This window comes from Citrobacter sp. Cpo030 (assembly GCF_030333005.1).
In the GTDB taxonomy this organism is placed as follows: domain Bacteria; phylum Pseudomonadota; class Gammaproteobacteria; order Enterobacterales; family Enterobacteriaceae; genus Citrobacter; species Citrobacter portucalensis.
Map to the genome: position 1 here is coordinate 36,589 of NZ_JAOWGT010000051.1, position 13,966 is coordinate 50,554.

The window sequence follows — 13,966 nt, forward strand, 5'->3', positions numbered from 1 at the left end:
CAGCCGGTTTCTTTTTACTGGCGGTAAGCTTGTTTAATTTGCTTAACCGTGTTGGAAAATACCGCCGCCTGTGATTGATCTTCAATCAGCGCGAGCTGTTTTTCCATTTTAAGAATCACGCGGCCTGCATCGGCTTGACCCATTGCCTGCAGCATCAGCGTTAACATGGCTTTCAGGCAGGTGACTTCATTGGCCAGTTCCTGGTTATTCTCAGCAGTGGAAAAGTCAGGCGTACTCATTTATTTTCCTCGTTATGTTTCAATGAAAAAGTGCGATGTCAAATCTTAAGGCGGCGGAGTATACCATAAGCGAGGCTAAAAATATCTGTGGTTGTTTTTTGCGCGGATTAATGTTGTGGACATTAAAATAAACAATATGTTGCAGTGCATATATTTTCTCCACATGTTGTTTATTTCGAGTATTTTCCTCGTTAATTATTGTTACAACTTTGACTGCCTATTTTGCATTCAGCGGAGGAATATGAATTTTTTGTCACTATTCTGAAACAGCTATGCAGATATAACCGTGGCAGAAGGCTGTCAGGACTGAAAGTTTCCACTCGTCGTACAATCTAATTTCCAAAAACGAGAGCAAAATCGAAAGTCGGGCGTTTTTTACATTTCAAAGTTGAGATAAAACCCGTTAACATAGGACCGATTAACTATCGGTAGCGTTATCCCTATTCTGGAGATATTCCTTTGATCAACGTTTTTCTTGTTGATGACCACGAACTGGTGCGCGCAGGGATACGACGCATTCTGGAAGATATAAAAGGCATAAAAGTTGTCGGCGAAGCGTGCTGCGGTGAAGATGCGGTAAAATGGTGCCGCTCAAATTCCGTTGACGTTGTGCTGATGGATATGAATATGCCCGGTATTGGCGGTCTGGAAGCAACCCGCAAAATTGCGCGTTCCACGGCAGACATTAAAGTGATCATGCTGACGGTACACACCGAAAACCCATTACCTGCAAAAGTTATGCAGGCAGGGGCGGCAGGGTATCTCAGCAAAGGCGCCGCCCCCCAGGAAGTAGTGAGTGCGATTCGTTCGGTTTATTCCGGGCAGCGTTATATTGCCTCCGATATCGCTCAGCAAATGGCGCTCAGCCAGATTGAGCCTGAGAAAACGGAAACCCCGTTTGCCAGTTTGTCTGAACGCGAGTTGCAGATTATGCTGATGATCACCAAAGGTCAGAAGGTCAATGAGATCTCAGAGCAACTGAATCTTAGTCCTAAAACGGTGAACAGCTATCGCTATCGAATGTTCAGTAAATTAAACATTCACGGCGATGTAGAGCTGACTCACCTGGCAATTCGCCATGGCCTGTGTAATGCGGAGACATTAACAAGCCAGTGACCGAGTTTGATGCCAAAGCGTTCCTGAAAACCGTGACCAGTCAGCCCGGCGTCTATCGTATGTATGATACCGCCGGGACGGTTATCTATGTCGGGAAAGCGAAAGACCTGAAAAAAAGGCTTTCCAGCTACTTCCGTAGCAATCTTGCGTCACGCAAGACCGAAGCGCTGGTCGCGCAAATCCAGCAGATTGATGTCACGGTAACGCACACTGAAACCGAAGCGTTATTGCTTGAGCACAACTACATCAAGCTGTATCAGCCGCGCTATAACGTATTGCTGCGCGATGATAAATCCTACCCTTTTATATTCCTTAGCGGCGATACCCACCCGCGTCTGGCGATGCATCGCGGGGCAAAGCATGCCAAAGGCGAGTACTTTGGACCGTTCCCTAACGGTTATGCGGTGCGTGAAACGCTGGCGCTGTTGCAGAAAATATTTCCTATCCGCCAGTGCGAAAACAGCGTTTATCGCAACCGTTCTCGACCTTGTCTGCAATATCAGATTGGCCGCTGTCTCGGCCCGTGTGTCGCGGGTCTGGTGAGTGAGGAAGAGTATGCTCAGCAGGTCGAGTATGTTCGTCTGTTCTTGTCCGGAAAAGACGATCAGGTATTAACGCAGCTGATCGCCCGCATGGAAAAGGCCAGCCAAAATCTCGAATTTGAAGAGGCTGCGCGCATTCGTGACCAAATCCAGGCCGTACGCCGCGTGACAGAAAAACAGTTTGTCTCTAATAACGGAGACGATCTGGACGTCATTGGCGTGGCGTTTGACGCCGGTATGGCCTGTGTGCACGTTCTGTTTATTCGCCAGGGTAAAGTGCTGGGCAGCCGCAGCTATTTCCCGAAAGTACCCGGTGGCACGGAACTCGGCGAGGTCGTCGAAACCTTTGTCGGGCAGTTTTATCTTCAGGGGAGCCAGATGCGTACCTTACCCGGGGAAATCCTGCTCGATTTTAATCTTAGCGATAAAACCCTGCTGGCAGACTCTCTGTCTGAACTGGCCGGCAGGAAGATTAACGTGCAGACGAAACCGCGAGGGGATCGCGCGCGTTATCTGAAGCTGGCGCGGACCAACGCGGCAGTGGCGCTCACCACGAAACTTTCTCAGCAGTCGACGATTACGCAACGTCTGACGGCGCTGGCATCGGTGTTGAAGTTACCTGCGGTGAAGCGTATGGAGTGCTTCGACATCAGCCATACGATGGGTGAACAGACGGTAGCCTCCTGCGTGGTCTTTGATGCCAATGGCCCGCTGCGCGCAGAATATCGGCGTTACAATATTACCGGCATTACGCCGGGAGATGATTATGCGGCGATGAATCAGGTTTTGCGTCGGCGTTACGGTAAGGCGATTGAAGAAAGTAAGATTCCGGACGTCATATTGATCGACGGCGGTAAGGGGCAGTTAGGGCAGGCGAAAGCCGTTTTTGCTGAGCTGGACGTTCCCTGGGACAAACAGCACCCACTCTTGCTGGGGGTGGCAAAAGGGGCCGATCGTAAAGCAGGCCTGGAAACGTTGTTCTTTGAGCCGGAAGGTGAGGGCTTTAGTCTGCCGCCGGATTCGCCTGCATTGCACGTTATCCAGCATATCCGCGATGAATCTCACGATCATGCGATTAGCGGGCATCGTAAAAAGCGGGCGAAAGTGAAAAGCACCAGCACGCTTGAGACCATCGAAGGTGTCGGGCCAAAGCGTCGCCAGATGTTGTTGAAATATATGGGAGGTTTGCAAGGTCTTCGTAACGCAAGTATCGAAGAAATTGCAAAAGTGCCGGGTATTTCGCAAGCTCTGGCAGAAAAGATCTTCTACTCGTTGAAACATTAGGCCCTCTGTAGCAACATAGGGGTAATTTCACTGACAACAGATAGTTATCCGTCATATGCAATTTAATATCCCTACGTTGCTCACGCTGTTTCGCGTCATCCTGATCCCATTCTTTGTATTGGCTTTTTACCTGCCATTCGCCTGGGCTCCCTTTGTTTGTGCGCTGATCTTCTGTATCGCAGCGGTCACAGACTGGTTTGACGGTTTTCTGGCTCGCCGCTGGAACCAAAGCACGCGTTTTGGCGCCTTCCTCGATCCGGTCGCTGATAAGGTGCTGGTGGCTATCGCGATGGTACTGGTGACAGAGCATTACCACAGCTGGTGGGTGACGCTCCCTGCCGCAACAATGATTGCGCGTGAAATCATCATCTCTGCACTACGTGAATGGATGGCTGAACTGGGTAAACGCAGCAGCGTAGCCGTATCCTGGATCGGTAAAGTGAAAACCACTTCGCAAATGGCCGCGTTGGCCTGGCTGCTGTGGCGTCCAAATATCTGGGTAGAGTATGCTGGGATCGCACTTTTCTTCGTCGCCGCGATACTGACTTTGTGGTCAATGTTCCAGTATTTGAGCGCTGCACGTGGAGATTTGCTTGATCAGTGATCGTTTCGACGCAAATTTCAGCAAACGATCGTCAGTGGTGAAAAATATCGTTGACTCATTGCGTCAGGTAAGTAGAATGCAACGCATCGAACGGCAGCACTGATTGCCAGACGATAACAAAATCAAGTGATTAACAAAGTTACTTGGTGATGCGGGAATAGCTCAGTTGGTAGAGCACGACCTTGCCAAGGTCGGGGTCGCGAGTTCGAGTCTCGTTTCCCGCTCCAAATTTAAGACATCGGCAATAGCGGGTGTCGGCAGTAAAGCCAGAAGATTTCGGCGCGTTAGCAAAGCGGTTATGTAGCGGATTGCAAATCCGTCTAGTCCGGTTCGACTCCGGAACGCGCCTCCAATTTCTTCCCGAGCCCGGATGGTGGAATCGGTAGACACAAGGGATTTAAAATCCCTCGGCGTTCGCGCTGTGTGGGTTCAAGTCCCACTCCGGGTACCATGGGAAAGAACAGAATAATCAAAGCAATAAGCAGTGTCGTGAAACCACCTACGGGTGGTTTTTTTGTTTTTGTCTATTACGTTCATCATCCTGCCCCATTGTTTTTTTTCCTCTTTATTTTCTTATTTCATTTTGATTTCGGTCAGAGTATGACATGCCCCACAATATGTTTTCCGGTATTATTAGTCCATTAATTGCCAATGCTGCATGCTGGTGCAATCACTCTCGTAATTGGATGATTCATGAATAATAAAATCAGTCAGGATACTATCAACAAAGCCCTGTGGGCCGCGTGTGACACTTTCCGTGGCACCATCAGTGCTGACACCTATAAAGACTTTATCCTTACCATGCTGTTCCTCAAGTACATTTCGGATGTCTGGCAGGATCACTATGATGAATATAAAGAACAGTATGGCGATGCGCCGGAGCTGATTGAAGCCATGATGGCAAACGAGCGTTTTGTGTTACCGAAAAGCGCCAGTTTCTATGCACTGTATGAACGCCGTCATGAGCCGGGTAACGGTGAGCGTATCGATCAGGCGCTGCATGCAATCGAAGAAGCCAACGGCACTAAACTGAAAGATGCCGGGAAAAGCGTGTTCCAGGATATTTCGTTTAACACTGATCGTCTGGGTGAAGAAAAACAAAAGAACACCATCCTGCGACAGCTGCTGGAAGACTTCGCCGGTGAAGATCTAAACCTGAAGCCGAGTCGTGTCGGTACGCTGGACGTTATCGGCAATGCTTACGAATACCTGATCAAAAACTTTGCCGCCAGCGGAGGACAGAAAGCCGGGGAATTCTATACCCCGCCGGAAGTCTCAGACCTGATTGCTGAACTGCTCGATCCGCAACCGGGTGACACTATCTGTGACCCTGCCTGTGGTTCTGGTTCGTTGTTAATGAAGTGCGGGCGTAAAATTGTCTCCGGGCATGACAGCCGCAACTATGCGTTGTTCGGTCAGGAAGCGATCGGTTCTACGTGGTCGCTGGCGAAAATGAACATGTTCCTGCATGGCGAAGACAACCACAAAATCGAGTGGGGCGATACCATTCGTAACCCGAAACTGCTCGATAAAAACGGCGACCTGATGCTGTTTGATATCGTGACCGCTAACCCACCGTTCAGCCTGGATAAGTGGGGCCATGACGAGGCTGAAAACGATAAGTTTGGTCGTTTCCGTCGGGGTTTACCGCCGAAGACTAAAGGAGATTACGCCTTTATCTCGCATATGATAGAAACCCTGAAACCGGGGACAGGTCGTATGGGCGTGGTGGTGCCACACGGTGTGCTTTTCCGTGGCTCCAGCGAAGGTAAAATTCGCCAGAAACTAATCGACGAAAATCTGCTGGATGCGGTGATTGGTCTGCCGGAAAAACTGTTCTACGGTACGGGGATACCGGCTGCGATTCTGATTTTCAAAAAGCAGAAAGTGGATGACAAGGTGCTGTTTATCGATGCCAGCCGCGAATTCAAGGCAGGTAAAAACCAGAACCAGCTCAGTGAAGAAAACATTGAGAAAATCGTTAAGACCTACCGCAATGGCGATAATGTCGAGAAATACGCTTCTCTTGCCAGCCTGAAGGAAATTCAGGACAACGATTACAACCTTAATATTCCACGCTATGTCGATACCTTTGAGGAAGAGGACGAGATTGATTTGCTGGCCGTGCGTGCTGAGCGTGAGCAACTGAAGGCGGAACTGGTAAAGCTAGAAACGGAGATGGCAGGGTATTTGAAGGAGCTGGGTTATGGTTCCTAAGGGGTGGAAACGAGTACCGATTAAGGATGTGTGCGAGTCTATAATCGATTGTGTAAATAAAACAGCTCCAGTTGTTGAATATGAAACTCCTTTTAAGATGATTCGTACCACGAATGTACGTAATGGAAGGGTTAATACTGAAGACGTCAGATATGTGACTGAAGACACTTACCTGCAATGGGTTCGACGCGGAAAACCGCAAGTAGGTGATATCATCTTTACACGTGAAGCACCTGTAGGAGAAGCTGGTGTCCTTCAAGATGCTGAAGGTATTTTCCTCGGGCAAAGAACGATGATGTATCGAGCTGATACCTGCCTTTCAGATAACTATTTCTTGTTCTACTCGTTATCAAGTCCCTTCTGCCAGAAACAAATTGAAGATTTTAGCAATGGCGGTACTGTAGCTCATATGAGAGTTCCAGATTGCGGTGAGATATTGATCAATCTACCGCCTTTCCTCGAACAAAAGAAAATCGCCCAGATCCTATCAACCTGGGATAAGGCGATTTCGGTGACGGAAAAGCTTCTCACCAACAGTCAACAGCAGAAAAAAGCCCTGATGCAGCAATTGCTTACCGGGAAGAAACGCTTGCTGGATGAGAATGAAGTTAGGTTTAGTGGGAAGTGGAATTCATGCCTTGTAAGCGATTATTTTGATGTTGGCTCAAGTAAGCGTGTACTACAAGAAAATTGGCAAACAGAAGGAGTTCCATTCTATCGGACCAGAGAGTTAGTCTCACTAAGTAGAAATGAACCGTTCCGAAGTGAAATATTTATATCAGACGAGTTATTTTTTGAAATTTCTCAAAAATATCAAACTCCTAAGTCAGGCGATTTTTTAGTCAGTGGTGTTGGTACTTTAGGTATACATTATCAAGTTAAGAGTGGCGATAAATTCTACTTTAAAGATGGAAATGTGCTTTGGTTTAAACTCAAGGATGGTATCGATTCAGACTATTTTAAGTATTGTTTCCAGTCTGATTTTATACAAGACCAAATTAAAGCCCAAGCATCTATAACCACTGTCGGGACTTATACCATTCAGAATGCAAAGAAGACCAAGTTTTTATGCCCACCAACGTTTGAAGAACAACAAAAGATCGCCGCCGTCTTGTCCGCTGCCGACGCCGAAATCTCCATCCTGAAGAAAAAACTCACCTGCCTGAAAGATGAGAAAAAAGCTCTGATGCAGCAATTACTGACCGGGAAACGTCGTGTCAAAGTAGACGCTGAAGAAGCTGTGAGCGCTTAACGCGAAGAACAAGGAAAGCTAATGAACCAGACGTACGTACCAAAATTCCAGGAAGAATACAGCGCCAAAATCCCGGCGCTGACGCTACTGTCCAGCCTTGGCTGGTCGTTTTTATCTCCGAAACAGATTATGGATTACCGGGGCTATAAACAGGATGAGGTGGTGCTGCGTCCGGTGCTGCGTGAGGCGTTGTCGAAGCGTTCCTTTATGGCGAGCGGTAAAACTTGCCAGTTATCGGAAAAGGCACTGGATAACCTGATATCGCAGGTTTGTTCTCCGGCGCTGAATGAAGGGCTGCTGAAAGCCAATGAGCGGATGTACAACCATCTGCTCTACGGTATCGCCGTCACCGAATTTGTCGATGGCAAGAAGGTCAACCCCACCATAGCGCTGATTGACTGGGAGCATCCGGAAAATAACCAGTTCCACTTTACTGAAGAGTTTACGGTATTGCGCTCAGGCGGTGTCGAAACCCGCAGGCCAGATATTGTGTGTTTTGTTAATGGTATTCCGCTGGCTGTTATTGAAGCGAAAAGCCCGGCAGGCCACGGCAAGAAAGGACCAACCATTGACGAAGGGATATCCCAGAGTATCCGCAACCAGCTTAATGACGAAATCCCGCAGCTGTTTGCGTATAGCCAGCTATTACTGTCGATTAACGGGCATGATGGGCGCTACGGTACCTGCCATACGCCAATGAAATTTTGGGCAGCATGGCGCGAAGAAGATATTACTGACGCGCAGATGTATGCTCTGCGCAACCATCAGTTATCTTCTGAACAAATTCATGCGTTGTTTGAGCATCGTCCACCAGCCGATCTCGACTGGTACCAACAGTTAATAGCCGCTGGTGAACTGGCCGTCAGCGGGCAGGATAAACTGCTTATCAGTCTGCTTTCGCCGGAACGTCTGCTGGAGATGACCCGTTTCTTCACCCTGTTTGATAAAAAGACCGGGAAAATTGTCGCCCGCTATCAGCAGGTGTTCGGGATTAAAAGGCTGTTGGAGCGCATCAGTACCCGCAGACCGGATGGGGGCAGGGAAGGTGGGGTGATCTGGCATACCACGGGGTCAGGTAAATCGTACACCATGGTGTTCCTCAGCAAGGCGCTGATTCTTCATGACAGCCTGAAGCAGTGTCGTATTGTGGTGGTGACGGACCGTGTCGACCTTGAAGGGCAGCTCAGCGGTACTTTCGCTTCTGGTGGCGAATTGGCAGGGAAGGATGATAAGGTCAAAGCGATGGCGACCTCAGGCCAGAAGCTGGCACAGCAGATTGGCTCCGGTAAAGAACGTATAATCTTTACCCTTATCCAGAAATTTAACTCAGCGACAAAACTTCCTGAATGCGTCAACACCAGCCCCGACATCATCGTTCTGATTGATGAAGGACACCGCAGTCAGGGCGGTGAAAACCATGTACGTATGAAACTGGCCCTGCCGAATGCCGCCTTTGTGGCATTTACCGGTACGCCATTGCTGAAAGAAGATAAGACCACCAATAAATTCGGCCCGATTGTCCACGCCTACACTATGCAGAGGGCTGTCGAAGATAAAGCCGTTACGCCTCTGCTGTATGAAGAACGTATTCCGGATCTGGAAGTGAATGATCGGGCGATTGATGCCTGGTTTGACCGCATTACTGATGGGTTGAGCGAGGCGCAAAGAGCCGACCTTAAGCGTAAATACGCCCGTAAGGGCGAGGTCTATAGCGCAGATGACCGCATCCGACTGATTGCACTCGATATCGCCACGCACTTCTCGAAAAATATTAATGACGGGCTGAAGGGACAACTTGCCTGCGACAGCAAGATTTCCGCCATCAAATATAAAAAGTATCTTGATGAGGCTGGGTTGTTTGAATCAGCGGTGGTGATCAGCCCTCCGGATACCCGGGAAGGGAATACCGAGGTGGATGAAAGCAAACTGCCAGAAGTGACGAAATGGTGGAAGGATAATGTCGGCACGCAGGATGAGTCTGTGTATACCCGCAATATCATTAGCCGTTTCGATACAGATGCTAAGCTCAAATTGCTGATCGTCGTTGATAAACTGCTCACCGGATTTGATGAACCGAAGAATACCGTGCTGTATATCGACAAACCGCTTAAATCCCATAACCTTATCCAGGCGATTGCCCGGGTAAACCGACTGCATCCACTGAAAAAGTTTGGCCTGCTAATTGATTATCGCGGCATTCTGGCTGAACTGGACACGACTATCGGCAAATATCAGGATCTCGCCTCCCGAACTCAGGGAGGATACGACATCAAGGATATTGACGGGCTGTACAGCGCCATGAGCTCTGAATACAAGCGCCTGCCGCATCTGTATAACCAGCTGTGGGCCATATTTGCTGGTGTTAAAAACAAAAATGATACTGAGCAGTTACGTGCGGTACTGGTGCCTAAAATGGAAGAACGTGACGGAGAGATGGTCGATATCCATCAGAAAACCCGTGATGATTTCTTCGAGGCGTTAACGGCCTTTGCCGGATGCCTGAAAGTGGCACTGCAGTCCGCTACCTTCTTCACCGACAAGAGCTTTACGGAACAAGACCGAAATCTCTATAAAGAAACCGTAAAACAGATGTCCAGCCTGCGCCAGTGGGCAATGCAGGTCAGCGGCGAGCAGGTCAATTATGACGACTACGCGGAGCAGGTGAAAAAATTGCTGGATAAGCATGTCACCGGCGTTGAGGTTCGTGAACCGGATGGCGTGTATGAAGTCGGTAAAATGGGCAAGAGTGAAAAGCCCGAAGAGTGGGACAACAATAAAACCCGCAATGAAACCGACATCATTAAAACCCGCGTGACGAAGATGATTGAGCAGGAGCTGCGTGATGACCCGTATGCTCAGGAGGCATTTTCCAAACTCCTGCGTATGGCTATCGAAGAAGCAGAAAAACTGTTCGACCATCCACTGAAACAGTACCTCTTATTCCGTGAGTTTGAAGAACGGGTTGAAGCCCGTAAGCTCAGCGATATCCCGGATGCCCTTGCGGCAAACAAGCATGCTCAGGCGTATTACGGTGTATTTAAAAAAGAGCTACCTGAGGTTTTTGCGGTAAACGATGTTCAGGTGCAGGAGAAGTGGACGAAGCTAGCCTTTGAGGTGGACAGCATTATCGTCAAAGCAGTGGCAGAAAATTCCCTCAACCCTCAGGACATTGAGAAGGCCGTTAAGACAAGTCTGTTACCACTGCTGTTTACGGCCTGCCGGGATATTGGTGCCGGAATGATTCAGGTAAACCGCATTGTGGAAACCATCATCCAGATCCTGCGCGTTGGTTTGATGAAATCATGATTGAAAAAGAATCGCCAGCAATGAAAGCGTTACGCATTGTCTATGGTGATGAGGTCATCGTCGTACAGTGTGTTCCGCGTCAGGTTGTTAAGGGCAGGGTGCTCATCAAGGTGCATCCGGACTGTCGGGTTGTAGCCTCTGTACCGCCAGAAACACCGGAGCACGAAGTGCTGTCTGCGCTGAAAAAACGAGGACGCTGGATATACCAGCAACTGCGTGATTTCAGGGAGCAACAGACACACATTGTCCCGCGTCAGTATGTCAGCGGAGAAAGCCATTACTATCTTGGCAAGCAGTATCAGTTGAAAGTGACAGAAGACGCTACTGTACCGCAACGAGTGAAAATGTTGCGTGGGCGTCTGGAAGTGACTGTCAGACACAAATCGGCAGAAAAGGTTAAAGTGTTGCTGGCCGAATGGTATCGGGAACGCGCCAGAGATGTCTTTCAACGCAGGCTTGATTTATTGATACCGCAGACCCTTTGGGTTAGTGAGCGTCCGCCGATACGTCTGCGGGCGATGCAAACGCAATGGGGTAACTGTTCAGCAAAAGGCTGTCTGACCCTGAATCCATGGTTGGTGAAAGCGTCCTCAGAATGCATCGATTATGTTTTGTTGCATGAGTTATGCCATGTGGCTGAGCACAACCACAGCGAGGAGTTTTACCGTCTGATGGGGCAGGTTATGCCGGGCTGGGAAAAGGTCAAGAAACGGCTCGACGGAATGGCGGGGATGTTGTTGGCTGATATGTGATTTTGGGGCTTATTCTAATTTAGAAACTAATCGGGGAAGTTATGTATTCAGTATCAAAGTATATTTTTTATACCACTCTGATTCTTTATGTCCTGACATTACTAACTGTCAGCTATGTTGGTGTCTATTTAACTTATGTGGCTATTCCGGTGATTGTTGTTTCTGGATTATTAATGAAACTTCTCGGTAAAAGAAAGAGTAAATCAGGAGAAGTATCAAATGTTGTAGCCAGGGTGCTAAATGATACAAATGCCGGGCTGGAACGTTTTAATGAAGGCATGCACTGGTTCAATGAGAAAAACAGAATCATAAATGAAAAAACAAAACCTCTTAACGAACAAATTCATGCAATAAGAATGAAAATGATTGAGCCGGAGGTAAAGTTAAAATATGAAAGTGACCCTGAAAAAAGAAAAACACTTAATGCTTTAATTGAAAGTATGGAAAAAGATATCAGGATTATAGAATCCCAGAAAGATGAAATTAAAATGGCGATAGAGATAGATATTGCCCGCAAGAGGATTAATGAATAATGTTTGAGTTTTCTGCATGGATATTGATTAACAGTGACAGTTTTCAATAACTAAAATATCAAACAAATGGCATAGTAAACATGATTGTTAAAGGGAGGTTGAATTGCATTCTGAAGCGTTGGCTATCGAATTTATTGAACAACTGAAAGGCATCTCGGTTGAGGATGATGTTGAATTCAATTTTTTTGAATTGGGAGGTTCCGGATATCTCGAAAACCCAACAACGGATTTGATGGCTTTGTTTATGGGAGCCCAGAAAATGGTGCCGCCATGGTTGCTAAAAGCATTGTTATGTTGCCTGGATGATTCCCTCGATGTTGATGAAATTGATTTCACCTCTCTGGAATTAATGAGAGAAGCCAGAACAGAGGATGGGAAATATCTTGATATTCTTATCAGACATGATGAATTCATCATAGGTATTGAGCATAAAGTTTTGGCTGATACATATAATCCTTTTCCCAGCTATGTAAGTCTCATTGATAGTTACGGCGGCAACAATCAAAATCTATTTCGTTGTATATTAAAGCCTGATGGTAACTGCGCTAAAGGCGTTGACGGTTGGCAACTTATCAATTATTCACTGCTGCTGGAAACCGCCATCCGACGTCTGGGATTGGAGATGATGAATCAAGAGTTCAGCAAGTGGACTGTTTTTTATCAGGAGTTTTTAAGTCATCTTAAAAAATTGAGTGAGGTTAGTATGGATAAGGTATCTGGTAAAAATGTGGAGTTTGTCACTGAAAATTTCACGGCTTTGATAAAATCGGTTCAATTGCTGGAAATGTACCAAAATGCTATCACCGAGGAAGCTAAATCGGTTGTCTCAGAGGTATTACCTGATATTCATATTGCAACAGGTATTAATAACTGGAAGGGTTACTATAAGGCAATTCATCTGATGCCTGGATGCTGGGGGCAAGGTAAAACAGGAATTACGTTAGTTTATCGCCCTTCACAGGATGGAGGAGATGAAGCTGAGTTCTACGTATATGGCTGGATACATTCAGATGATTACCCTGAAGTTAATGCACTAAAAGAAGAAATAAGAGTTGCTTTAAGTGGTGGTGATTTCATTCCAACAGCTAGCCCTGAAGACTACGAGGTATCAATTACAGGGAAAGGGTGAATCGCCACGGATAATCTAGACACTTCCGAGCCGTTGATAATACTGGTTTTCATATTCTGTCGGTGACATCTGTTCGCTAGAACCATGCCGACGCTTACTGTTATAAAACATTTCGATGTAATCAAAAATATCACTGCGGGCTTCTTCCCGCGTTCCGTAGATCTTTTTCTTTATCCGTTCACGTTTCAACAACTGGAAAAAACTTTCTGCAACCGCATTATCATGGCAGTTACCGCGACGGCTCATGCTACCCTCCAGGCCGTGTGATTTCAGGAACGACTGCCACTCATGGCTTGTGTACTGACTGCCCTGATCCGAATGAACCAGCACCTGTTTTTCGGGATTACGCCGCCATACAGCCATCAGCAGTGCGTTCAGGACAATGTCCTTTGTCATCCGGGATTGCATGGACCAGCCGATAATTTTGCGTGAGAACAGATCAACAACAACGGCAAGATACAGCCAGCCTTCGTGGGTCCTGATGTAGGTTATGTCCGTTACCCAACGCTCATCAGGAGCATCCGGATTGAACTGTCGCTGGAGCCTGTTGGGTGACACGATACTGGCCTCGCCTTTACGTGCCCGCGGGCTTCGGTATCCGACCTGAGCCTTTATTCCGACACGTTTCATCAGTCTCCAGACTCTGTTTACTCCGCACTGTTGCCCGCTGTCACGCAGATCCAGATGGATTTTGCGATAACCATAGACGCATCCCGACTCCAGCCAGAACTGTTTAATCTGTCCTGTCAGTCTCAGGTCTGCCTGATGGCGTTGTGAATGCGGCTGCTGAAGCCAGGCGTAAAAACCACTGGGATGAACATCCAGCACCCGACAGAGCAGGCGAACAGGCCAGCAACAGGAGTTGTCACGGATAAAGGCGTACCTCAGTCGGACAGCTTTGCGAAGTACGCCGCGGCTTTTTTTAATATGTCCCGTTCGTCGGTAACCCGTTTCAGCTCTTTCTGGAGACGGCGGATCTCGGCCTGAGCATC

General features: G+C 47.7%; 11 protein-coding genes, 3 tRNA genes and 1 pseudogene. 12 read left to right on the forward strand and 3 right to left on the reverse strand.

Features of this window, described 5'->3' with window-relative positions:
• Positions 1-14: 14 nt before the first annotated feature.
• Both OGY37_RS08825 and OGY37_RS23490 read right to left on the reverse strand, forming a co-directional pair.
• Positions 15-239: a DUF2594 family protein gene (locus tag OGY37_RS08825; protein ID WP_003030482.1), complete on the reverse strand. Its 225-nt coding sequence runs from the start codon at positions 237-239 to the stop codon at positions 15-17.
• A 19-nt stretch (positions 240-258) separates the two neighbouring features.
• Positions 259-402 carry a hypothetical protein gene (locus tag OGY37_RS23490; RefSeq protein ID WP_420269641.1) on the reverse strand — a complete coding sequence of 48 codons (144 nt, stop codon included), beginning with the start codon at positions 400-402 and terminating at the stop codon, positions 259-261.
• 296 nt (positions 403-698) lie between these two features.
• On the opposite strand from OGY37_RS23490, the gene uvrY reads away from it, so the two are divergent.
• The 12 genes from uvrY (at position 699) to OGY37_RS08885 (ending at position 12,974) form a co-directional block, all read left to right on the forward strand.
• Entirely contained in the window at positions 699-1,355 is a 657-nt protein-coding gene (uvrY, locus tag OGY37_RS08830) for a UvrY/SirA/GacA family response regulator transcription factor (protein ID WP_006684079.1), read from the forward strand.
• Positions 1,352-3,181, forward strand: coding sequence for an excinuclease ABC subunit UvrC (gene uvrC / locus OGY37_RS08835; protein ID WP_149282115.1), 1,830 nt, complete (start codon positions 1,352-1,354; stop codon positions 3,179-3,181). Before uvrY ends, uvrC begins: the two co-directional genes overlap by 4 nt.
• 55 nt (positions 3,182-3,236) lie before the next feature.
• Positions 3,237-3,785: a CDP-diacylglycerol--glycerol-3-phosphate 3-phosphatidyltransferase gene (gene pgsA / locus OGY37_RS08840; RefSeq protein ID WP_286620593.1), complete on the forward strand. Its 549-nt coding sequence runs from the start codon at positions 3,237-3,239 to the stop codon at positions 3,783-3,785.
• Between the two features lie 151 nt (positions 3,786-3,936).
• Positions 3,937-4,012: transfer RNA gene (locus tag OGY37_RS08845), tRNA-Gly, on the forward strand.
• Between the two features lie 51 nt (positions 4,013-4,063).
• Positions 4,064-4,137, forward strand: a tRNA-Cys gene (locus OGY37_RS08850).
• Between the two features lie 12 nt (positions 4,138-4,149).
• Positions 4,150-4,236 (forward strand) — tRNA-Leu (locus OGY37_RS08855).
• A 242-nt stretch (positions 4,237-4,478) separates the two neighbouring features.
• Positions 4,479-6,002: a type I restriction-modification system subunit M gene (locus OGY37_RS08860; protein ID WP_286620595.1), complete on the forward strand. Its 1,524-nt coding sequence runs from the start codon at positions 4,479-4,481 to the stop codon at positions 6,000-6,002.
• Positions 5,992-7,254, forward strand: coding sequence for a restriction endonuclease subunit S (locus tag OGY37_RS08865; protein ID WP_286620596.1), 1,263 nt, complete (start codon positions 5,992-5,994; stop codon positions 7,252-7,254). The genes OGY37_RS08860 and OGY37_RS08865 overlap by 11 nt, the downstream gene beginning before the upstream one ends.
• Before the next feature lie 21 nt (positions 7,255-7,275).
• Entirely contained in the window at positions 7,276-10,560 is a 3,285-nt protein-coding gene (locus tag OGY37_RS08870) for a type I restriction endonuclease subunit R (protein WP_286620598.1), read from the forward strand.
• Entirely contained in the window at positions 10,557-11,312 is a 756-nt protein-coding gene (locus OGY37_RS08875; RefSeq protein WP_286620600.1) for a M48 family metallopeptidase, read from the forward strand. Before OGY37_RS08870 ends, OGY37_RS08875 begins: the two co-directional genes overlap by 4 nt.
• Before the next feature lie 41 nt (positions 11,313-11,353).
• A complete protein-coding gene (locus OGY37_RS08880) occupies positions 11,354-11,845 on the forward strand; it encodes a hypothetical protein (protein WP_286620602.1) in 492 nt (163 codons plus the stop codon).
• A 103-nt stretch (positions 11,846-11,948) separates the two neighbouring features.
• Positions 11,949-12,974, forward strand: a complete 1,026-nt coding sequence (locus tag OGY37_RS08885; protein ID WP_286620605.1) for a PD-(D/E)XK nuclease family protein — start codon at positions 11,949-11,951, stop codon at positions 12,972-12,974.
• A gap of 15 nt (positions 12,975-12,989) precedes the next feature.
• Here OGY37_RS08885 and OGY37_RS08890 read toward each other — a convergent pair.
• A pseudogene (locus OGY37_RS08890) lies at positions 12,990-13,966 on the reverse strand (IS3 family transposase); the annotation flags it as partial.

Excerpts from the sequence above, each read along its gene's own strand:
- OGY37_RS08825 (WP_003030482.1), bottom strand. The coding sequence starts at position 239 with ATGAGTACGCCTGACTTTTCCACTGCTGAGAATAACCAGGAACTGGCC.
- pgsA (WP_286620593.1), top strand. The coding sequence starts at position 3,237 with ATGCAATTTAATATCCCTACGTTGCTCACGCTGTTTCGCGTCATCCTG.
- OGY37_RS08860 (WP_286620595.1), top strand. The coding sequence starts at position 4,479 with ATGAATAATAAAATCAGTCAGGATACTATCAACAAAGCCCTGTGGGCC.
- OGY37_RS08865 (WP_286620596.1), top strand. The coding sequence starts at position 5,992 with ATGGTTCCTAAGGGGTGGAAACGAGTACCGATTAAGGATGTGTGCGAG.
- OGY37_RS08870 (WP_286620598.1), top strand. The coding sequence starts at position 7,276 with ATGAACCAGACGTACGTACCAAAATTCCAGGAAGAATACAGCGCCAAA.
- OGY37_RS08875 (WP_286620600.1), top strand. The coding sequence starts at position 10,557 with ATGATTGAAAAAGAATCGCCAGCAATGAAAGCGTTACGCATTGTCTAT.
- OGY37_RS08880 (WP_286620602.1), top strand. The coding sequence starts at position 11,354 with ATGTATTCAGTATCAAAGTATATTTTTTATACCACTCTGATTCTTTAT.